The organism is Robbsia andropogonis, assembly GCF_000970345.1.
Lineage (GTDB): Bacteria > Pseudomonadota > Gammaproteobacteria > Burkholderiales > Burkholderiaceae > Robbsia > Robbsia andropogonis.
On record NZ_LAQU01000012.1, the window covers coordinates 66962 to 87891 of the forward strand.

The window sequence follows — 20930 nt, forward strand, 5'->3', positions numbered from 1 at the left end:
CCGCGCGACGGCGTTCGATCGACAGCCGTTACATGCGGACCGGCGCTTTGTCCATGCGCACCCAGCGCAGTGGTCGGGACACACCGTGCGCCGGCACGCGCAACCGCGGCACCGGCCAGGACGCGCACCACGCGTACCACCATCGCGGGCCCCGCCCGACGCGTTTGCGCGCGCATTGTCGCGCGCATCCCCCTGCTAGCTTCCATCATTCCTCTCCGCACCCTGCTTTCGGGCCCCTGCCCGCGCTGCCATTCGCTACCGCGCAACGGCGGCCATCACCGCCTCACATCCATTCACGCTCGCGCCTACCCGGTCGACGCTGTCATCACATCCGTCAAAGGCGGCTTACGACCCGCCACTGTTATCACTGCGCACCCGTTGCTGAAAGAACTCCGGCACCGGATGCGTGAAGGTGTCGCTGTACCGCTTGTACGCGGCCGATGTGGCGTCACCCGTCATTGGTTGCGCTGGCCCGGCGGCCGCGCCACTGACCTGCAACGACAGCAGATGACGGGTCGCACGCCCCAATCCATCGCGTTCGTCGGGATCATCCGCCGTCGCCAATCGATTGGGGTCGGCGGCATGACTTCCTGGTGTGGACCCGCTCGATTGCGGCCAGGCCCGCGCGCCAGGCAACAGCATTGCCAGCGCCATAACCCAACTCGCGCCGATCGCCGTCCGCCTCCATCCGCGGTGCACGTTGGGACAACGACCCAGCCCATCCGCGTGCATTGTTCTCTGATCCTTCATCTCGCCACTCCCTCCAAACGCGGCTTCATCACGGCGCTGATACGCTGAATGAGATATTGCGTGGATACCCCGACTTCGCTGGCACCGCATCACCTCGCCCGGTCAGCGCGTTTGTGCAAACCGCTGCAAAACGGAACCACCCTGCCACGCCACGGCATCATTGCGTACCTGGCGTGTGGTGGGATCGTCAGGCATCGTCGGACGCACGGCACCGTCGTCGCGGCCGTACACAGCCGGACCCGCATCGCCAGTGGCCCGCTCGCCGCCATCATGCGTGCTTGCGCCACCGTGGCCGACGCGCATGGATGCCGCCATCGATCGGGTGGTACGTTGCGCTTCAGGCGACATCTTGGCGCGAACCATCACGGCATCGGCTTGCGCGGCCTGCCCGGAAAGCATCAAGTAAAGCGCCAGGTTCGCGATCACCTTCGGATTTTCCGCGGCGAGTTCCGCCGCCTGCGCGACCGGAATCCGCGCACCCGCAACATCGCCGTTCAGCAAGCGCGCATAAGCAAGGTCGTTCAGGTAGGACACGTTCGTTGGATCAAGCGCCACGGCCGTTTGCAACGCCACCATGGCACCGGCGTTATCATGCTCGTCGGCCAGCGCCCGCCCCAAACCATGCTGCGCGGCGGCGGCCGTGTCGCCGTTCGTCCACTGTCGATAAACCGCGATCGCGGCGGCTGGCTGCCCGGTCTCGCGCAATGCATCACCGCGCAGCAGCGCGATGTCGCCGGCCTGTCCATAACGCTTCTCGAACGCATCGATGTGTGCAAGCGAGGCGAAGTACAAGCCCTTTGCCTGCATCTGTACGATCAGCGACAGATATAACCCGCGGTCATTCGGCGCCTGCGGCTTTTGGTCGATTTGTTGACGCGCGATCTGCTGGTCGCGCCACAGCGTATCAGCCGTGGTGGTGCGCGACGCACAGGCGGCCAGGGACAGCACCACGCCGACAAGCGCGATGAGCGCGAGCGGCGCCGCGCCCTGCCGCGTCGCGCGACGTAGATTCGGATGCCCGATGAAGACAGGCTTCATTCCATCCCTCCAAATTGCGACACGCCACGAATGATCGCGATAAAACCGGCGCCACCTGTCACGATGATCAGCGCAGGCAACAGCGTGGTCACCATGACGCCGGTCATCTTCACCGTCAATTGACCGATGCGCGCTTTCAAGTCCAATCGGCGACGTTCCCGCATGCGGTCGCCAAACTGGCGCAACGGCTCCTGAACGCCACCGCCATAACGATCGACCTGGACGATCAGTTCCGCAATGGATGCCATGTCGTCGTTCTTGTAGACGGTGGCAAAACGTTGCAGCGCGGACTCACGGGTTTGTCCGCTGCGGTACTGCGCGCTCGCATGTTGCAATTCCGTCACCAACACCGGCATCGATGGCGCAAAATCCTGCTCGATCAATTGCATTGCCTGATCGACACTCAGGCCCACGCCCTGGAGTAACCGCAACAGGTCGACGAGCAACGGCAATTCCGCGTCCGCGCGCTTGCGGCGTGCCGCGGCGCGCTTGCTCATCACGTATTTCGGCGCCATGTAGCCAACGCCAAACCCGAAGAACACGGTCAGGCAAGCAGCCAGCACCGAACCCTTGCCTAACAAAAGATAGCTACCCAGTGGCAATGCGATACACAACGCGGCACGCGCGAGGAAGAACCACGCGCGCCCGACCACCGTGTCCACACCGCACTGATCCAGCAACACGCGATCCTCATCCGCCACGAGGGACTGACCTATCGATGTCGCCAACCCGCGTACGCCGATGTCTTCAATGCGGTCGCGCCACCCCTGCCGCTTCGATGGCTTTGCGGCCACCGTCTTGCCCGCCCTTGCGGCAACGGCTTCGTCGAGACGCATCGAACGCTTATGCAGCGAACGTGCCCGCGACATCAGTGCCGCGCCAACGACGCCGGCTGCAAGCGCGGCCAAGATCAGCGCCAGTGCGATCAGTCCTTCCGTGGTGGCATTCATCATTTCGCGTTCATTGCGTCCTGGTGGTCACACCGATTTCGCCATCCGATAAAGCATGACGCTACCCAGCGTCTGCAATGCGGCAGCCCCCAACAACATTCGCGCACCGATCGGGTCTTCCCACATCCCCAGGAAGAACTGACGGTTGAAGCACATTAGAAACAGCGCGACGGCCAACGGCAGTGCGCCGAGAATCCACGCGGAAAGGCGGGTCTCCGCGGACAACGCCACCAGTTCGTCCCGTGCCTGTTCCGTGTCGCGCATGAAGCCCGCGATCCGTTCGAGTACCTGATCACTTCTACCGCCAAACTTCGTCGACACGCCCAGCACCGCGCCGATCATCAGCAATTGGTCGATGCCATAAAGCCGCGCCACTTGCTTTACCGCCGTATCCAATTCGACGCCCGCGCGATTCATCTGCGCCGCGCGTTCGAGAATCGCGCCCAAAGGCTGCGCCGTCTTCGGCGCCAATTGCTGAAAGGCGGAATTCAAACTCGTGCCCACCGTGACCTGGCGCACCATGAGATCCAGAAACACCGGCAGTTGTCGCACGATCCGATTGCGTCGGCGCCCGATGCGCAGGTGCAAAAGCAACGCACAGACGGCACTGCCGAACACCAGCACGAACGCGCTCATCTCCCACCCCACCAGCAGCCAAGCCAGCAACGCCGCGCCAACAAGGGCGCCGATGCGGGTCGCCAGCCAACGACCGGGTGCCGGGATATCCGCACGCAGGACCATGCTTTCGACCCAGGGCGCGGCCATCACACCCGCATACCATTGCCGCACCGGCGAACCGGTACCGTCCTTCCTGGCCTTCGCGCCCGCGGACGTCCACGCGCCAGCCGAGATGGCGGCGGCGTTGCCGCCCTGCACGCCGCCACGCTCGCCGTTGCCATCGAACCCTGGGCGCACCACCGGCGGTGGCGCACGTGCGGCTTCAATGCGTCGATCGGCGAAAGCGCCAGCGTTTTGCGCACGACGACGCTCGATACGGTGGGACTGCCAGATCACGATGCCGGCCACCCCGAGCAAGACAGCGGCGAGCAATAACATCGTGCTGCTCATTATTTCCTCCCGAACCAGCCACCCCACGACTGGCCCTCATTGCCCGGCCCACCGGCATGACCACCCCCCGCGCTCTTTCCCCCTTGCTGCGCGCCGGGATCATGGGGATCCTCGCCCTGACCGTTTCCGTCGTGTTGCAGATTGCCAGGCAGCAACTGGTCACGGAAACGCGCCAGCTTCGGCGTGTGCGGTGCCACGCCGAGCGCATGCCAGAAATCGCTCTCATTGCCGTCGCCGTCGACGCGCGTTTCATGACGGAACAGCTCTTGCGTGGTCACGATATTGTCGCCATAGCCGGTGACTTCGGTGACCGAGAGAATGCGCCGCTGCCCTCCGGGCAAGCGCCCGATCTGGATAATGAAATCGAGCGCGCTGGCAATCTGCCGTCGCAGACTGCTTTCACTACCGACATACCCGGCGAAACCGGCCAGCATCTCGATTCGATACAAGCACTCACGCGGGTTGTTCGCATGGATCGTCGCCATCGATCCATCATGCCCCGTGTTCATCGCTTGCAACATTTCCAACACCTCAGCGCCGCGGACTTCGCCCACAACGACCCGATCCGGACGCATCCGCAAGCTATTACGGATCAGATCCCGAATGGTGACCTCGCCGCTGCCCTCGAACGTGCCGTGCCGGCTTTCCAGGCGCACCACATGTGGATGATTCAATGACAATTCCGCCGTATCCTCCACCGTCAAGATGCGCTCCGACTCATTGATAAAGCTCGCAAGCGCATTCAGCAACGACGTTTTCCCGGAACTGGTTCCACCGGATACGAGAATATTGCATCGCCCCTTCACCGCCAGCCGCAGCAGTTGATAAATGCCACGGTCCATCGTACCCATCGCCAGCAGTTCCTCCGGCGTCAACGGTTGCTTGCGAAACTTCCGGATGGACACCATCGGACCGTCTACCGCCAATGGCTCGATCACGACGTTCAAGCGCCCGCCGTCAGGCAGGCGAGCATCCACCATCGGGTTTGATTCGTCGATGCGCCTTCCCAGTGGCGCCAGCACGCGGCGCACAATACGCAGGACGTGCTGGTTGTCGGTGAAGCGCACGGCCTCACGACGCAGCACGCCCTTGCGCGAAACGAAGACGTCCTCGAAGCCATTGATCAGAATGTCTTCCACGCCGACATCCTGCAGGAGATCTTCCAACGGCCCCAACCCCACCAACTCCTTCGTCAGTGAATCGACGACGATCTTCAATTCGTTCTCGTTGATGCCAACGCGCCGCAAGCGAACGTAGCCGTCCACTTCCAATTCAACAAATTGCTCGATTGCGCGGCGCGACCATCGGCCAAACTCCGTACCTAGCTCCTCGATCCGGCTCAACAAATGAGCATGTACCGCGGATTTGATTTCCGCGAAACGCTGCGAATGGACAAAGCCCGACGCACTGTCGTCAGCGAACTCGATCTCGTTCAACATCTGGCCCTCCTAAGCCACGCCTGCCAATCACCCAGCCGTCCAGCACGAACGCACCGCGTGCCATCGATACAGCGGACCGCCCACCCTGTGCTTCGTACTTCCACCACGTTGCCTGACGCTCGCATCGCCGACCCCTGGTACCACTCGACCAATCGATCGCGCTAACCCCGCCGCCATAGCTTGGAGACATTCGACCACGAGTTACCGCCGCGTGCGGTGGGCAGCGCAGCCGCGCCAATCGACAAGCCGCCTACCTCCACGGCCAACGCCTGAACCATCTCGATAAATTGCTGTACGCCGCGGATGTATGGGTCCTGTTTGCTGCCGCTCAACAACTGGCCTAGCGACGCGGCTCGGCCCAGCGCGAGCCGGCGATCCGGCAACGTCCCCCCCAACGCGATGGCGAAGCGCTCGGTCAGTTGCTGGGCGGCCATCCCATAACTCTCGTCGTATTTGTTGACCACCAGCCTGAGCGACTTGCGGTCGACCGAACGCTCATCAAGTTGACTGAGCAGGTCCGACAGCGACACCACCGATGCAATACCCTGATCCGTCAGCACCAGCTTCAGGTCAGCCATATTCAATACGCTGGCAGTCAAATCGGCACTACCAGCGCCGCCGAGATCGACGATGATGGCGTCGAAATACCGGCGAATCTGGTCGACGAGCGACACGGCATCGGCCTGGGGCAGCGCACGCATCCGGCTTAAATCGGCCGGCAAGGCAAGAACACTGACACCCTTCGGAGACACCGGCAACGCAGTGCGCACCAACGTTTCATCAAGACGACTCAGCGCCGTAACCGCATCGGCAAAGTCGAAACCGGTCGGAGTGTTGGTATAAAGCAGGCCGTCACCGACAGGCAGACCGAGGTCAAGCAACGCCACGCGCCGCGGCGCGTTTTCGTCCGCGGCGAGCATCGTGGCGAGATGGGTCGCGAACGTGCTCGTCCCCACGCCGATTCGCGCGCCGGCAATGGCGATGGTTACGGCGCGACGGGTGGAAGCGCTCAACTTGTCCGTCAGTTTCGTGACGGAGGCACGCATCACATCGGCGGGGCCCTCGAGATCAAGAAAGTCCGCCACGCCGCTGCGCAAGGCTGTCAGCGTCATCTGCGCGTCGCTGGCATTACCGACGCCGATCAGCAACGCCTCCGGCAAGCAGCGCCGCAATGTCTCCACCACAGCTTGCGGCGCCAGCGCGCCATCGGCGCCTTCCTGTCCGGCACCCGCGCCGGGGGACATCGCCGTGAAGTCCACAAAGGCCAGGGCCGGTTTCAAGATGACCACGGAGCGGGTGATATAGGCCGCATCCCCGGCCAGGCGATCCACACGTCCGATCCCATCGAGCGCGCGCGACAACACGTCGGCGCGCTGCGCCGAGGGTGTGAAGAACACAAAATTCTGCGCGCGCGACAGCACGCGCGGCTGTTCGAAGTTTTTATCCATGACCTGCTTGCCCCACCCTTCAGCGACTGAATCCCGGCACATCGTTGCCGGATGCCGCACCGCCCAGAAAACTTCTCCAGACAGGCTGTGTGCTCGAATCACGGCCGGCGCCAGGCAGTGGCAATGCCACCCCTTTGGCAATAGGTTTCACCAGATGCGGCGTCACCAAAATAACCAGTTCCCGGTCGTCCTGCGTATAACTCAAATTTTTGAAAAACGTCCCGATGATCGGTAGATCGCCCAACAGCGGCACCTTGTTCACACTGGCCACCGTGCTGCGCGACACCAGTCCGCCAATCACAAAACTTTCACCATCGCCCAACTGGACTGTCGTATCCGCTCGGCGCGTGGAAATCGCCGGAATCGAGATCCCCGACTCCGTGATCGCGTGTGTGTAATCGAGGTCACTGGCTTCCGGTGCCACCTTCAACGCAATCTGGCCGGGACCAAGCACCGTCGGTGTTACGGTCAAACCAACACCGAACTGTTTGTAGACGATCGTCGTTGTGCCAAGCCCTCCCGATTGCGGAACGGGCAATTCTCCGCCGGCGAGAAAACTGGCGGACTGCCCTGACAACGCCACCAATGTGGGCTCCGCCAATACGCGCGCCAGGCCGTTTGTCTCCATGATGCTGATGTTGGCGAACAAGCCATTCGCGAACGGCCCAGCCACAAGATTGAATGCACTCGCCATGTTCGTGCCGACCGAATTGCCGAATGACACACCCGTCGTCGATGCCGTATACGAGCTGAGCTGGGACGGACCAAAAACGCCAAAACCAAAACCGTTCGATCGGCTGGAGAACAGGTTAAACCCGGCTTCCTTCAATACAGATTTGCTGAATTCGACCACCTTGACATCCACCTGCACTACACCGCCGGTGCCAACCGTCGACCGATCCACCACCTTCGCACCGGACTGCTGTGCTACCGCCAACGCAGCCTGGTGATCCGCCGTGGTTGCGATCTGTCCGCTTAACACCGCCGTGTCCCCATAGACTTGCACCGATCCCCCCGTCTTCGCCAACATGGCGTCCGACGACAACGCGCGCACCGAGACCGCCAGTTCGCGGGGGGTAGTGCGGCTGCCTTCCCATAACGACAGCGTCGTCGTACCGGGCTTTTTGGCAACGATCAATACACCACCGGTGATAGGCCGTGCGTCGGCCACGGTCGGGTCGCCCACCGCCAGGCGTGACAACCGCGATGCCGGAAGAATGCGTTGTTCGCTGACGACCATCGCAAACGGCGCGGGCGCGAGACGACGCGCCGTGTCGGCCGTCGTGTCAGACTGCGCACTCGCCCACATCGGCAGTACCAACATTGCCATCACTATCCCAGCCTCGACGGCACGCCATCGCGCATTGCGTCCTGTCTCCGATGCGCCCAGGCGTCTTTTTCGTGGATTTTCAGATGCCACGCCCCCCGGGCATACCTCGCCATCGCGGCGAGCAAGTGCCCCGTAAGAAGACGCTTCATTGTCGGGAGACTCATCGTCCGCCTCCCGAGGAATTGATCACGCTGCTCGGCGAGGGCAGCGGTATCGTCGCCTGATCCATTCCCGCCGAGAGGCCCGGCAACGGCGGCGTGCCTACCGCTGATCGCGGGGTCGAGCCGTTCGCGGCTTCGCGACTGATGTCCATGCCGCGAATGACTTCGACATAGCCCCGCGCGTGCGCCATACCGCCAAGCGCACCCAAGCGCGAGGATCGAATGGTCGTCGAGGCGTCAGGCAAAGCAGGCACGGTTGCCATGGCCGCCGGCAAAGACACGCCCCCCGCTAAACCGACACTGTCCATACCCGCGAACGCCTTGTTATCTGGCGCAGCGAGCCGGTCGCGCTCGGCGGCGGGCAGATCGCTTCGTGCCCGCACCACCGGCCCCGGCGCCTGAAACAAGGCGCTGTCGACCGCACCGCCATCCTCGGGAAAGCGCAACGCCAATGTCAAACGTCCCATCTGCGTCGCCAGCACCAGACCATCCACCTGATCTACCGGTACCGCGAGCACGGCGCTACGAGCCATCTGCCGCTGCTGATCCACCATTGCCTGCGCGTTCGCACCAGGCGCCGGCGCCGTGCCCTGCGCCGGCGCGCCGTTCGTCAATGAACTCGCGCCATACGCCAGCACACGCGCCCGGGAGATCAGTAAGCGCGCGATGTTGCGGTCGTTCTGCCCGCCTGTCGCGCCGGTTTCAGGCGCCTTCATCGTAACGAACACATCCACGTAATCACCGGCTTGAACCGCGTTCCCGGCACCGCTGACCTCATCCACCGGTACCGCAACGCCGCGTTCACCAGGCTTCAACGTCAACGTCAAACCCTGCGCCAAGCCGCTGAGCGTCAACGGCAATCCGCTGTCGATCGGTACGCGCGGCGTGTGGCCCACTACTTCCTCGACTTTCGTATAAGCGCCAGTGGGTTGTACGGGTAGCTGAATCACACGGACGGCGTCGGGGGCAATGGGCTGCCCCGCAGGCAACAGCCTGGATGCGATGACGACAGGGAACGTCGCGACCGGTGCCGGTACGGCACTCGTGGCAACTGGGGCTGGTCGTCTTCCGACAAAAATTGACAGTACGCCGAGCAACAGCGCCAACACAACCAGCACGGCTGCGATGATCCTGGTGGAAGCGCTCATCGCAGCCACTCCACCGGCAGCGAGGACCTATCACCGTGTGCGCTGCGAAATCTTCCGTTCATCGGCAAAACGGCACCCGGTTTGCGACACGGCGCCGCCCGGTGGCGAACGGCGAACAACGACTGGCCTGGTGCCGCGCGCGCATTGCCGTGCGCGACATCATCACACTCAGGCCATTCAAGCCCGGGACACCGATGCTGCGCAAACGGTCTTACCATGCTATCTATCCTTGCGCCGCGCCGCCCCGGCGCCACGCGCCCATTGGACCTGTCAGCGTGTCATTGCTCACCAATCACGCCCCCATGTGATCCTGTAGCACGCCCTCTCTTTTTCGTTTTCCCGCCACACTTCAGTCGGCTGTTTGATGTGGCATGCGGACTTCAGTACTCGCATCATTGGCCTACCCGTTCGCCATGCATCATGCACCCACCAACAACCCACGCCATCCACGTCAAAGCCACTGCGACAACGCCCACCATCCCGCCATGCCGCCCATCCCGAGATACGCCGCATAGGGAATGCCTTTGCGCCCCTCACGCTTGCGCGTGACGTAATCCGACACCCACTTTCGTCGCGGGGAAGGCACCGCCAGCGCGGTCCATCGTGATCCACTTTTCACCGTGGCAAGCATTCCAGACAAATTGGGGCTGGCTCTCCAACGAAGCACGATCACGCCATGCAATCCAGCGAGCAGGCTGCCAATCACCCATGCCGCGATAAAAGCCCGCGGGCCGGTCATCAACCCCAACAGTGCCGCGAATTTCACATCCCCCGCCCCCATCAAGCGCATTGCATAAAAAGGCAACGTACATGCGGCGGCAAGAAGAAATCCGCCCCCCGCCTGCATCCAACTGGTTGCATACGGACTTGATGCGGTGAGCGCGCATTGCATCGCAACGCAGACAATCAAAAAAGGATTTGGTACGCGACGCGCAACCAAGTCCCATATGATCACGACCAGACAGACGAAGAACAGCAACGGAATCTGCATCACCCGGCAACCTTCGCATCAACGCAAATCGCAATTGCACGCTTCCGGCCCTCTCGTCTACCGCCACGGTCATTAGGTCATCATCGGCACCGTGATAACCGGGACGGAAGGCGTCCTTCCGCCAGCGGTCAACTGCCGGAGGGAATCTTCCCACTGAGATTCGTGAAAAGCGTGCTCAGTTTCGTGCCCAGCAGGGTCACCGCCACGATGATCGCCACGGCGATCAGTCCGGCTATCAAACCATATTCGATCGCGGTGGCGCCGGTTTCGTCCTGCGCAAATTCCTTCACTCGCGCTACCGACTTGTCCGTGGCTCGCTTCAAAATTTCAAAAGACATGATTCACCTCGAGTCGACTTGGCGCCATACCAGCACTTGATCGCCAGCAACAGTCACCAAAACAGAAAAAATAACCACCCATCAACTTCTCACTGCACACATCTCGTCCAGCGACGTCTTCCCGCTCTGCTCACCGCGCCCAAACGATCGCCTTCTCTCCGACCGTATTCACGAGCAGCAGCACACACCAATCTGAAATCAGCTACCTGCTTTTGTGGCCTGCGCATCGACAGTGGAAGCGATGCTAGAAAACATTGTGCTTAGCTTCCCACCCAACGTCGTCAGCGCGACGATGATCGCGACGGCAATCAATCCCGCAATCAATCCATATTCAACCGCGGTGGCACCATCTTCATCGCGACCAAACGTTTGAATACGGGCTTTCACTAATTGAACCTGCGCTGCATTCATCGTCGCCACCCTTTAAGAGAGATTTATTCTTATCAACCGCGCAAGGAGGCGGCTTATTCGCCTTTATTCAACCAGCATGCCGACACGCTTCCCATCCAAGCATGCGAATAGTAGTAAATTTTTACCACTTTCACACAGCGATTCAATTCCACTCACGGTGAAAATCAAAAATGTGAACACAACCTTAATTTGCCATACCCGATTGAACATGGCAACGTTTCTCGCAATGCGATCTTCAAACGAAGGGTCGATATATGCGGAATACAACAAAACACTGTAATCATCAAGAAAGGAATGTAAATTTTGTGAAGAACCGTTTTATCTCTTTGTTTTTTAATGATATTATTTTTATAAATCGTTCGTTTAATTCAATTTTCTTATTGCATAAAATGACTATACATATAGAGTCATTAAATAAAACAACCGTTTGAATGAAACGAACAAACGACCACAATTAAATACGACGGAATTTGCGATTTTGTTACGTCGTCACGTTACGACTCGACTTAGAATGCAGGTAACAAGACGTTACCGTTACACCACAAATTCCAATTAAATATTTAAAAAAATCTTTCAAGGCCTTTGTTTTTCTCGTCTCCTCGGCTAATCTAAAAATGAAACAACGCCTCGCGAAATTGCTGGTATCGGAATTGCATTACCGGGATGCGGAAACAACTTCGACGGAGAAAAACCGTGCTATACCAACATCGCATCTTCCAAAAAACACTATTCGCGACTGCCGTGACGGCGCTGTTGACGTTAGGTGCCTGCGCCGGCAGTGGGACCGTCGGCAAGGCCTCCACCGGCAGCGGCACGCAGACCACGGGGAGTTCCGGTACTGGCGGTGCAGCAGGTACTGGCGCGAATACGCCAGGCAGTGATGAGACCACTACCGCAACCAACGGTTTGGCGACGGTTGCCCGCACATCCGGCAATGTCGTGACAGGCGTGGGCAGCACGGTGTCGTCTCTGGGGAGTACTGTCGACAATGCCGCTGTACTGGACGGGACGCTCGCTACCAACGGCGTCGACAACGCGGCTGGCACTGTCGTCGGTGATGTCGGAACGACGGTGACAACGATCGGTTTAGGGCTGTCCAATGGACTGGGGCAAATCGGTTCGTCCACTGATCCTGTCGGCGCCACCGTTGCGATCGTTCCCGCGACCGTGAACAACGCCGCAAGCACGGTAGGCGATACGGGTGCACTGGTCGGCAGTCTTGGAACGGGAAGTCTGGCGGGTCTTGCGCCGATTACCGCAACCGTCAACAGTACCGCCGGTACAACCGAGGGCCTGATTGCCAATGCCGCGACGTCCCTGGACAACATTGTCAGTACTGGCGGGATCGAGAATGTGACCGCGGGCGTATCCAGCGCGATTACGCCAATCACAATGTCGTTGTCCAGCACGGTCCAACAGACCGGCGATGCACTCGGCGTGGGCGGCCCATTGACAAACGTCTTGACGACAGCAGGTAACGCGGTGTCGGCTGCGGGAACGGCTATCGCGGGCGGCACGACTGGGACATTGTCCAGCAGCCTCGGTGATACCGTGGGTCAAACCGGCAATCTGGTTACTGGCATTGGCACGCTGTTTAGTACAGCGAATGGAACAACCGATAGCAACGGTACGCTGACGACGTTGCTTGGCCCGGTCACATCCGTGGTTTCCGGATTGGCGGGTGGCACAGCCTCGCCGTTGTCCCTCGGCGGTGTCGACCTGACGCCAGTCACGACGACCATTGCCGGTGTAGGCAACACCCTGGGCAGCGCGGCGACGGGTGTTTCGGGGGCGACAGGTACCGGCTCCCTGGCAAGCACCATCGGCTCGGTGACGGCACCGGTATCGGTGCTGTTGTCCGATCTGCCTGCTGCCCTGTCCGGCAACGCCGGTAGCGGCACGACATTATTAGCGCCTGTCACGACGATCGTGGCCGGTACGGCGAACAGTGCAAACAACGACGATGCAGACGAACTGCTGGCGCCGGTTACCTCCCTTGCGTCCAACCTCACCTCCGGAACGACGGCGGGAACGCTGAGCCCGGTTACCACGCTTGCGTCAAATCTGACCTCGAGCGCCGGCGGATTGAGCAGCATCGTCTCCGGGGCGACCTCGGGCGGCACGGCCGGCTCTCTTACGGGTGTCTTGACGCCCGTCACGTCGCTCGTCGCAGGCGTGACGTCCAGTACGGGATCGACTGTTGGCACCACGTTGAACAGCGTGGGATCGACGCTGAACAACACGCTGGGCACGGTGACCACGTTGGTGCCGGTGACGACGGTGGTCGCCAGCGCAGGCGCATCGATCTCGACCAGTTCGGGAGCAAGTGTCGTATCCAATGCGGTATCCGGTATCAACGGTGTTGTTGGGGGCTTGACAAGCGGATCGACAGCCACAGCCACTGGAACGGGAAGCACCACGACGGGCAGCACCGGCATTGGTGGACTATTGAACAGCACCGGCGCGTTGTTGCGCCATTGAAAAGTGGTTCCGCAGCGATTGCGCCGCGGTCACATAGAAGCAGAAGAAAGCAGAAGACTATCGCAGGTCTGCGTGGTCCGTTGGTTCGATCGACGGCCTGTCGCGCCGAAGCGTCCTCCAGGGCGCGTCGGTCATCACGTACCGCGAATGCATGCACGCCGTGCGCTTAATGTAGTAATTTTGCCCACAGATGCGCCGGGAACCTTACAATAGGATAACGTCGATTGCATTCGCGGAAACGTCGTTGGGTCAACACCGACACATGACATATCGCTTTTTGCCTTGCCATGCCGCGTACGCGTCCGTGCTGTTGACGGGCATCGCATACTTTTGCGCAGTTGCGCTGCCTGGCACCGCACAGGGACAAGCCCGTGGCAATGGATTGCAGAGCCTGCCGCGGGTCGCGCCACCGTCGACACCGAAAGTTAATGTCACGGTTGACACAACGGAACCCGATACGATGGAAGGTTTGCTCTCGAAGACAATTGTGCCAAAGTCGATTCGAATCGAAGGGGTGAAAAGCATTCCGTTCGAAGAAGCGTCGGCCATGTTTTCCGGCTTTGTCGGAAAATCGACGACCGTTCAGCAATTGATCGAGGCAGCGAACGCGATCACGAAGCGCTATCAGGATCGTGGTTTCGCATTGTCATTTGCCTTCGTGCCAGCACAGGATTTCGCAAACGGCGTGGTTCGCGTGGTGGCGGTCGAAGGCTATGTGTCCAAAGTGACGATAGAAGGTGCGATAGGGAATGCCGAAAGTCACCTGCGCGCCATCGCGAACCATCTCGTAAATCAACGACCTTTACGGCGTGACGCGTTCGAACGGTATACGGCGCTTCTTGGCCAGATTCCCGGTTTGAAAGTAGCCGCGAATATCGCACCACCGCAAAATACCGACGGCGCGACCGAGCTGAAGCTCAGCGTCGTGCGACAGAAGATTGGATTCACCACCGGCGTCTCGTTCAACCAGCCAGGCATTCAAGGGCTATTTACGGTCTCGGAGAATGGTTTGCTGTCCCTCGGTGAACAATTAAGCATTTCCGCGTTGGCGCCACGTGGAAGAGATGGCCAGACATATTACGGCATCAACTACACACAGCCTCTTGGCAGCGACGGCCTGACAGCGAAGATCGATGCATCACGCTTCGCGGGCGAGCCGAGGACAACGCCCGGACTACCGTCCAGCGTACATCGTCGTACCGAGCAGGATCGCATTGGCGTCTCTCTCGGCTATCCCATCATCCTGAACAATACACGCGCATTGACGGTCAACGGGTCCGCCTATGCGGTACGCAACGACGACCGCTATTCCGCGGATACCGGCGCCTATGTCGGGTTGCGTTCACAATCTCGCGTGCTGCAAACGGAAATCGTCTATACCGAGAACCGGCCCAAGATGTCAAGACGGGTCAGCATGACGCTTGCGAAGGGACTCGATACACTGGGGGCATCCAAGGAAGGTTATACCAACGTCATCGGCGCGGTGGTACCGAACCCGGTGGACCTCGATTTCTTCCGTGTGGGTGCATCAGCCATGCAGAACAATCAATGGCCGCTAGGATTCGCGACCGTTGTTTCCGCGACAGGTCAATATAGCGGCCAGGCGCTCCCCGCAAGCGAACAGATCACCTTTGGCGGCCAACGTTACTCCCTGGCATATCAACCAGGTGAAGCCGCCGGCGACAAAGGCTGGGGGGTGTCGATTGAACTGAATCGATCATTTAGCTATACCGCCCGGTACCTGAAGACCTGGATCCCGTATGCCTCCTACGCCATCGCGCGCACCTATTTAAATGCGCCAAACTCGCTGCCGCTGGACCTGCAGTCGCTGGCGCTGGGCTTTCGGGTTTCCGATAGCCGTTTCTATTCCCTCGACCTGTCGGTGGCGCAACCCGTGGGCGACAAGCCTTCGGGCAGCAGCCACCGCAGCCCGCGCGTCAACGCAACGTTCTCCTATCAACTGGACTAATTATGAGAAAGTGGTACTGTCTCGATATGCTGCCATCATATGACCTGCTGATTCGTTGCTGCAAATGTTTGCGCAGGTGACATTTCACCGTCGTTCACAGATGTTGGCGGTACGCATAGGGCCATGTATGTCACCATGGCTGATGGATGAATGTGCGCCGCAGCAGCTCGTATTGCTTTAATTCCTGTAGTCCGGCAAAAAATCGATAACGCGAGAAACGTGACATCGCGACATCGCAGCCGGGCCAAAACAGATCCACATGTTGCATTCATTCGAGAGGTAAGCCATGGATCGCGTATCGAGTGACGATTCGTCCAGAAACACGAAGGCCCGCTTGCTGGATGCCGCCGAGCAGTTGTACACCCGCTCCGGCCCGGATAGCTTGTCCTTACGTGACCTGACCGAGCATGCCGGCGTCAATCTAGCCGCGGTGAACTATCACTTCGGCTCAAAAAACGCATTGGTATGCGCAATGGTTGCGCGGCGCCTCGATGTCATCAACGAGTTGCGCCTTGCCGAACTGACCCGGCTTGAGTCAGCGCTCGGCGACCAATTAAGCAGCGAGCATGTCATGACCGTGCTTGCCAAGAGCCTGATGCAAGATACCTTTGACATCATCGACTCCCCTGATCAGCGCGATTTCATGATTCGCGTGGGCACGGACCTGTCACAACCGCTGCGCCAGTTCCTGACACAGCGTTATGCGCACGTCGAGTCACGATTCGTCGCCGCATTTTGCCGCAGCACCCCCTGGCTAGACGCCGACACGGTCCGATGGCATCTGAATACGTTAGCATTTGCCCTACCCGGTGTAGGACTGAATGCCAATACCATGATGATGATCAGTCAGGCCGTCAGCGAGCAAGGGATGTCCAAGGTCAATACCTTGTGGCTCCTGGCTTCGACAATGCGCACGCTGCTCGGCACCCGGGAAAACCTTCAGGATACGGCACCACAGGCCTCGGTCCTGGATGCCGTCTATCCGGTAGCGGTGCCAGGCCAGGCATTGGTTGCGGCATAAGGCTCATCTGATCTTATGTGACGGATGCACCGCTTGCCAAGTCAGCCGACCCTGGTAAAGGCGTACACGCCAATGGCGAATTGAAAGGCGTGTCGGAGCGACGCTGGGTGCCAGCCCCGCTCCGTGCCGACGCTTTCAAACTAGCCCAGGCGTTCGATCAGCCACGCACCAATGTCCGCGATCTCGCGTGGATGCACCGAATGCCCCATTGGATAGGTTTCCCATCTGAGAGGGTGCCCGGCATCCCGGACGATTCCGCATGCTCGCTCCCCCAACGGCATCGGCACGACGGCGTCATCGCTGCCGTGTGCGGCAAAAACCGGTGTGCTTTCGCTTCCTGAGCGACCTTCCTCAGCAATGATCGAGGGTATTGGGACATAGGTCGACAACGCCAGAATGCCACCGAGCGGCTCCGGATGCGTCATGCCCGTGGTGTATGCGATGGCACCGCCTTGCGAGAATCCCGCCACGATGATCCGCGTCGCCGGAATGCCACGCGCCTCCTCCCGCTTGATCCACGCCCTTACTGCATCGCGCGAAGCACGGACGCCGGCTTCGTCCGCGTGCCGCTTATCGTCGTCCACCGAGACAATGTCATACCACGCTCGCATCACATGCCCGTTGTTCCAGGTCACCGGCATCCGGCGTGCATGCGGAAAAATAAAGCGTACGGCCAGATGTTCGGGTAGCCGCAGTTCCGGCACGATCGGCACGAAATCGCTGCCGTCCGCGCCAAGACCGTGTAACCAAATCACGCTGGCGCCCGGATTCGCACCGGTTTCAATCTCGATGGGGGGCTCATGGTCCAGCGACGGCGATGCTGCGGAGTCGGAATGGGCGGAAGAGGACATCGGATAATGCTCCTGGTCAATAGTGGGCCGCGCACCGGATCGGTAGCCCTGTTACGCGCATTATTGCATCAGCTCGCTTGCCTCATCGCATTGGCAAAACTGTACCCAAATGCTGCTTTCAATTCTTACAAAATAACAAAAATAGAGTACAGCCATGCCTATTGGCGTCCATTACAGCGTTGGAATCTGGCAACCACGCCGCATTTGCGCACGCCATCGCCTCAAGAATGAGACTGCGAGCATTATGATGTGCGCCAGATTGACGCACCCCCAACGGCGCGACATAAGCGCCGCAGTCCCTGGAAGAACCCCATCATGTACGCAGAGACCATTGATAAATTTGCCAAGACGGGCGCGGACAAAGTCGCGCTGATTGCCCGCAACCCGCTCGCCTATCTGATCGGCGCCGCCATGGCCGGCGTCTATATCGGCTTCGGGGACATCTTGATGTTCAGCGTCGGTGTTCATGTGGACCCGGCATATGTCCATCTCGTCATGGGCGGCGTGTTCGCCTGCGCCCTGACATTCTGCGTGTTCGCAGGCTCGGAGCTTTTCACCGGCACCGCGATGTATATGCCGATCGCAATGCTGCGTCGTCAAGCATCGCTGGGCGGTGTGCTCGCTGTCTGGATGGTTTGCTGGATCGGCAACTTGGTTGGCGCAGTGCTCCTGGCAGCTATCCTGCATACCGCTGGCGGCGGCGTGCTGTTGACCGACGGTGCTACCGGTTTTTACAAGGCCGTCACGCTGAAAATGTCCGCGCCGGGCAGCGTATTGTTTGCAAAAGGCGTTCTATGCAACTGGCTGGTATGCCTGGCCGTCTGGATGGCCGCGAGGACAAGCAGCGATGCGGCAAAGCTGGGCGTCATCTTCTGGGCGATCTTTGCCTTCGTCGCCAGCGGCTTTGAACACAGCGTTGCCAATATGTTCATCTTCGCGCTGGCGTTGATGGGAGACCACCCGATCGACGTAACGCTGGGTGGTGCCATCCACAACGAACTGTTCGTTACGCTGGGCAATTTGGTCGGTGGCGCGATATTCATGGGTGCTGGCTACTGGCTACAAGACATCCGGCAAGTCGCCTCGGCCAGCCAAAGCGACAATGCAAAGACGGTTGCACAATCCGGCGGCAACGTACGCTAAACCGATTGCCCCGATGGTCCGTCACGCGCGTGTCACACGTTGGCCGCCGACGACTGTACCATCGCCTGCACTATCCGGCCGAGCGCGATCACGGCGTGCTCGATCTGCGGATTCCAGGCATAGCTGTAATTCAAACGAATAAAATTACGATAGGCCCGCGTGGTCGAGAACATATAGCCGGGCCCCAACGTAATCCCCGCGCGCAGCGCACGTTCGTACAGGACCATAGAATCAACGGCCGGGGGCAACTCGATCCAGAGCACATAGCCGCCCTGCGGCGTGGAAATCCGGGTCCCCTCCGGAAAGAAACGCCGCACGATTGCCGTCATCAAGTGCGATTGTTGTCGATACTGCGACCGCACGCGCCGCAGATGATGCTCATAGCCGTCCTTGCGCAGATACTCGGCAAGTGCCTGCTGCTGCACCGATGACGTCGTCAGCGTATTGAGAAACTTCAGCTTTTCAACCTGATCGCGAAATCGGCCCGGTATCGCCCATCCCACTCGCGCGGTAGGTGCCAGACTTTTCGAGAACGACGAGCAGTGCAGTACCAGGCCGTTTTGATCGTAATGCTTCAACGCACTTGGATGAAGTGTGCCGAAATATAACTCCTGATACACGTCGTTTTCGATCAGCGGCACGTCGAATTGCGCGCAAAGCGCGACCAGCGCCCGCTTGCGCTCATCGCTCATCTGGAATCCCAACGGGTTCTGGAAATTCGGCATCACCATGCACGCCGCGATACGCTGCTGCGCCATTGCAAGCGACAACGCCTGAAGGTCAATGCCATCGTTGGGATGCGTGGCCACCTCCAGCGCCTTCATGCCCATCCGTTCGATCGCATGCAGCATGGCGTAAAAAGTAGGCGATTCCACGGCAATCACATCGCCGGGTTTGGCAACCGCCTGCAGGCAGAGGTTGATTGCCTCCGTCCCCCCTAACGTGATGACGATCTCGTTCGGGTCGACGACCATGCCGTTCTCGAGATAGCGCCGGGTGATCTGCCGAATCAGTTCCGGGTTGCCTGGCGGCAGATCATCGATGATTCCGGCACCCGGATTACGACGCGCAAATGCATGAACATAACTATGAATGCGCGACGACGGGTAGAGGGTCGGATCGGGATAGGGTGACCCCAATGGCACGGCACTACCGCTACCGATCGAGCGCAGCGTCGACAGCACCAGACGGCTTACATCAACCGTGGCAGAAACGGCGATCGGCGCGCTGGAGCGGAGTTGCGCGACAGGCGGCGCATCGCCTTGCCGGCGGACGAAGTAGCCGGACTGGGGCCGGCTATCGATCAACCCGCGGCTTTCGAGCAGCAAGTACGCGCGGAGCACCGTAGTAATACTGAGGCGATGATGTTGGCTCGCTTGCCGCACCGAGGGCACGCGCTCACCAGCCGCAAACACACCCCGACGGATCTGCCCTTCGATATCGGCAGCCAATTTCTCGTAGAGTTTCAAGCGCTATCCTTGCTGCCGACGATCTCCGACCCTCCGCATCATACCGCGCGCCAAGATTCACGACACACCGCCATCGGCATGGGCGCGAATACGCGAATCGATCGCCGTGGGAAAGCCGCCGGGACATGCAAGAAAACGGCGCACCCAAGGTGCGTGCGCGGTACTCAGGTCTTCGACAGGGTCACCGCCCGGTCCACTGCGGGTGCAAGGCCCTGCAACGGCACCGTGAACAGCATTCGGCGTCCGTCCGTCGCCGCGATCGCGACAAGCCTGATTGCCGTGCCGGAGCGCAACATGCTCAAGGTCTTTGCATCCAGACGCAACTGCACCACGCATCCTACCGGCAAACAGGTCTGGAATCGTGCCGGTGCGCCGCTGGGTGCGTTGTCGATCTGCACCGCGACGCCGCGATCGAGTACGAGGCCGAAAGGCATCAACAACGTGGCGGCCGTGTCTCCTCCGCTGGTGGTGGAAGGCGCCAGTTCAAGCGTTACCACCCGTTGCTGTGTCTTAGGATCGACTTGCGTCTGCGACACCACACAAGCTTTGGCGCGCTGCTGGCCCTGGGTTCGGTCCGCACACGTGACGGCCCAGTCACCATGCATTTCCTTCGACGCCCCAGCGCTTACCGTTGCACTGGCCTGGGCATTCGCCGGCGGTGCCGACAGAAAGCCCAACGACAATGCCGCGACGCCGATTCCCGCCCATTGCCTCACACCAACCAGATGATGCTGGATTGCCATGTTCCACTCCCTAGAGCGCACCCTCCCATTTGCGAAGCGTGCGGAATCGTTTTCTATATACGCGTGGACAAAGCGGACATGTTGCCTGCGGATTTCCCATCATCACGTTGCTTTCAGGAACTCGCGCAACTGCGCAGTGCTCAGCGTGTTCGGTGATCATGATAAACCGGGAAACACCCAG

18 protein-coding genes are annotated in these 20930 nt (G+C 60.1%); 4 read left to right on the forward strand and 14 right to left on the reverse strand.

Annotated features, from left to right (window positions below; translation table 11 throughout):
• Window positions 1-345: 345 nt before the first annotated feature.
• The 11 genes from WM40_RS28750 to WM40_RS13030 form a co-directional block, all read right to left on the reverse strand.
• Window positions 346-750, reverse strand: a complete 405-nt coding sequence (locus WM40_RS28750; protein ID WP_157684987.1) for a DUF3613 domain-containing protein — start codon at window positions 748-750, stop codon at window positions 346-348.
• A 102-nt stretch (window positions 751-852) separates the two neighbouring features.
• A complete protein-coding gene (locus WM40_RS12985; RefSeq protein ID WP_024903028.1) occupies window positions 853-1788 on the reverse strand; it encodes a tetratricopeptide repeat protein in 936 nt (311 codons plus the stop codon).
• A complete protein-coding gene (locus WM40_RS12990) occupies window positions 1785-2741 on the reverse strand; it encodes a type II secretion system F family protein (protein WP_051504340.1) in 957 nt (318 codons plus the stop codon). Before WM40_RS12990 ends, WM40_RS12985 begins: the two co-directional genes overlap by 4 nt.
• Window positions 2742-2765: 24 nt before the next feature.
• On the reverse strand, window positions 2766-3806 hold the full coding sequence (locus WM40_RS12995; RefSeq protein WP_036009260.1) for a type II secretion system F family protein: 1041 nt from the start codon (window positions 3804-3806) through the stop codon (window positions 2766-2768).
• Window positions 3806-5245, reverse strand: coding sequence for a CpaF family protein (locus WM40_RS13000; RefSeq protein WP_024903031.1), 1440 nt, complete (start codon window positions 5243-5245; stop codon window positions 3806-3808). Before WM40_RS13000 ends, WM40_RS12995 begins: the two co-directional genes overlap by 1 nt.
• Before the next feature lie 161 nt (window positions 5246-5406).
• Window positions 5407-6693: an AAA family ATPase gene (locus WM40_RS13005; RefSeq protein ID WP_024903032.1), complete on the reverse strand. Its 1287-nt coding sequence runs from the start codon at window positions 6691-6693 to the stop codon at window positions 5407-5409.
• A 19-nt stretch (window positions 6694-6712) separates the two neighbouring features.
• Window positions 6713-8023 carry a type II and III secretion system protein family protein gene (locus WM40_RS13010; protein ID WP_046153048.1) on the reverse strand — a complete coding sequence of 437 codons (1311 nt, stop codon included), beginning with the start codon at window positions 8021-8023 and terminating at the stop codon, window positions 6713-6715.
• Between the two features lie 160 nt (window positions 8024-8183).
• The gene (cpaB, locus tag WM40_RS13015; RefSeq protein WP_024903034.1) at window positions 8184-9332 is read right to left on the reverse strand and encodes a Flp pilus assembly protein CpaB; all 1149 of its coding nucleotides are present in this window, start codon (window positions 9330-9332) and stop codon (window positions 8184-8186) included.
• Between the two features lie 451 nt (window positions 9333-9783).
• Window positions 9784-10323 carry an A24 family peptidase gene (locus WM40_RS13020; protein ID WP_024903035.1) on the reverse strand — a complete coding sequence of 180 codons (540 nt, stop codon included), beginning with the start codon at window positions 10321-10323 and terminating at the stop codon, window positions 9784-9786.
• Window positions 10324-10451: 128 nt separating this feature from the next.
• Window positions 10452-10661, reverse strand: a complete 210-nt coding sequence (locus tag WM40_RS13025; protein ID WP_024903036.1) for a Flp family type IVb pilin — start codon at window positions 10659-10661, stop codon at window positions 10452-10454.
• 198 nt (window positions 10662-10859) lie between these two features.
• Window positions 10860-11072: a Flp family type IVb pilin gene (locus WM40_RS13030; protein WP_236693500.1), complete on the reverse strand. Its 213-nt coding sequence runs from the start codon at window positions 11070-11072 to the stop codon at window positions 10860-10862.
• A 693-nt stretch (window positions 11073-11765) separates the two neighbouring features.
• Here WM40_RS13030 and WM40_RS13040 point away from each other — a divergent pair.
• The 3 genes from WM40_RS13040 (at window position 11766) to WM40_RS13050 (ending at window position 16543) form a co-directional block, all read left to right on the forward strand.
• Window positions 11766-13553 carry a collagen-like triple helix repeat-containing protein gene (locus WM40_RS13040; RefSeq protein ID WP_157685791.1) on the forward strand — a complete coding sequence of 596 codons (1788 nt, stop codon included), beginning with the start codon at window positions 11766-11768 and terminating at the stop codon, window positions 13551-13553.
• A 262-nt stretch (window positions 13554-13815) separates the two neighbouring features.
• Window positions 13816-15522, forward strand: coding sequence for a ShlB/FhaC/HecB family hemolysin secretion/activation protein (locus WM40_RS13045; RefSeq protein ID WP_082102675.1), 1707 nt, complete (start codon window positions 13816-13818; stop codon window positions 15520-15522).
• A 286-nt stretch (window positions 15523-15808) separates the two neighbouring features.
• Window positions 15809-16543: a TetR/AcrR family transcriptional regulator gene (locus WM40_RS13050; protein WP_024903041.1), complete on the forward strand. Its 735-nt coding sequence runs from the start codon at window positions 15809-15811 to the stop codon at window positions 16541-16543.
• Between the two features lie 140 nt (window positions 16544-16683).
• On the opposite strand, the gene WM40_RS13055 is transcribed toward WM40_RS13050, so the two are convergent.
• Window positions 16684-17394 (reverse strand): alpha/beta hydrolase, encoded by a 711-nt coding sequence (locus WM40_RS13055; RefSeq protein ID WP_024903042.1) that lies wholly within the window; start codon window positions 17392-17394, stop codon window positions 16684-16686.
• A 315-nt stretch (window positions 17395-17709) separates the two neighbouring features.
• Between WM40_RS13055 and WM40_RS13060 the strand changes: the two genes are divergently transcribed.
• On the forward strand, window positions 17710-18537 hold the full coding sequence (locus tag WM40_RS13060; protein WP_024903043.1) for a formate/nitrite transporter family protein: 828 nt from the start codon (window positions 17710-17712) through the stop codon (window positions 18535-18537).
• 32 nt (window positions 18538-18569) lie between these two features.
• Here the strand turns inward: WM40_RS13060 and WM40_RS13065 are convergent, their stop codons facing one another.
• Window positions 18570-20006: an aminotransferase-like domain-containing protein gene (locus tag WM40_RS13065; RefSeq protein ID WP_024903044.1), complete on the reverse strand. Its 1437-nt coding sequence runs from the start codon at window positions 20004-20006 to the stop codon at window positions 18570-18572.
• A 164-nt stretch (window positions 20007-20170) separates the two neighbouring features.
• Complete coding sequence (locus tag WM40_RS13070) at window positions 20171-20749, reverse strand: invasion associated locus B family protein (RefSeq protein ID WP_024903045.1); 579 nt, start codon at window positions 20747-20749, stop codon at window positions 20171-20173.
• Between the last annotated feature and the right edge of the window lie 181 nt (window positions 20750-20930).

Excerpts from the sequence above, each read along its gene's own strand:
- WM40_RS28750 (WP_157684987.1), bottom strand. The coding sequence starts at position 750 with ATGAAGGATCAGAGAACAATGCACGCGGATGGGCTGGGTCGTTGTCCC.
- WM40_RS12985 (WP_024903028.1), bottom strand. The coding sequence starts at position 1,788 with ATGAAGCCTGTCTTCATCGGGCATCCGAATCTACGTCGCGCGACGCGG.
- WM40_RS12990 (WP_051504340.1), bottom strand. The coding sequence starts at position 2,741 with ATGATGAATGCCACCACGGAAGGACTGATCGCACTGGCGCTGATCTTG.
- WM40_RS12995 (WP_036009260.1), bottom strand. The coding sequence starts at position 3,806 with ATGAGCAGCACGATGTTATTGCTCGCCGCTGTCTTGCTCGGGGTGGCC.
- WM40_RS13000 (WP_024903031.1), bottom strand. The coding sequence starts at position 5,245 with ATGTTGAACGAGATCGAGTTCGCTGACGACAGTGCGTCGGGCTTTGTC.
- WM40_RS13005 (WP_024903032.1), bottom strand. The coding sequence starts at position 6,693 with ATGGATAAAAACTTCGAACAGCCGCGCGTGCTGTCGCGCGCGCAGAAT.
- WM40_RS13010 (WP_046153048.1), bottom strand. The coding sequence starts at position 8,023 with ATGGCAATGTTGGTACTGCCGATGTGGGCGAGTGCGCAGTCTGACACG.
- cpaB (WP_024903034.1), bottom strand. The coding sequence starts at position 9,332 with ATGAGCGCTTCCACCAGGATCATCGCAGCCGTGCTGGTTGTGTTGGCG.
- WM40_RS13020 (WP_024903035.1), bottom strand. The coding sequence starts at position 10,323 with ATGCAGATTCCGTTGCTGTTCTTCGTCTGTCTGGTCGTGATCATATGG.
- WM40_RS13025 (WP_024903036.1), bottom strand. The coding sequence starts at position 10,661 with ATGTCTTTTGAAATTTTGAAGCGAGCCACGGACAAGTCGGTAGCGCGA.
- WM40_RS13030 (WP_236693500.1), bottom strand. The coding sequence starts at position 11,072 with ATGAATGCAGCGCAGGTTCAATTAGTGAAAGCCCGTATTCAAACGTTT.
- WM40_RS13045 (WP_082102675.1), top strand. The coding sequence starts at position 13,816 with ATGACATATCGCTTTTTGCCTTGCCATGCCGCGTACGCGTCCGTGCTG.
- WM40_RS13050 (WP_024903041.1), top strand. The coding sequence starts at position 15,809 with ATGGATCGCGTATCGAGTGACGATTCGTCCAGAAACACGAAGGCCCGC.
- WM40_RS13055 (WP_024903042.1), bottom strand. The coding sequence starts at position 17,394 with ATGTCCTCTTCCGCCCATTCCGACTCCGCAGCATCGCCGTCGCTGGAC.
- WM40_RS13060 (WP_024903043.1), top strand. The coding sequence starts at position 17,710 with ATGTACGCAGAGACCATTGATAAATTTGCCAAGACGGGCGCGGACAAA.
- WM40_RS13070 (WP_024903045.1), bottom strand. The coding sequence starts at position 20,749 with ATGGCAATCCAGCATCATCTGGTTGGTGTGAGGCAATGGGCGGGAATC.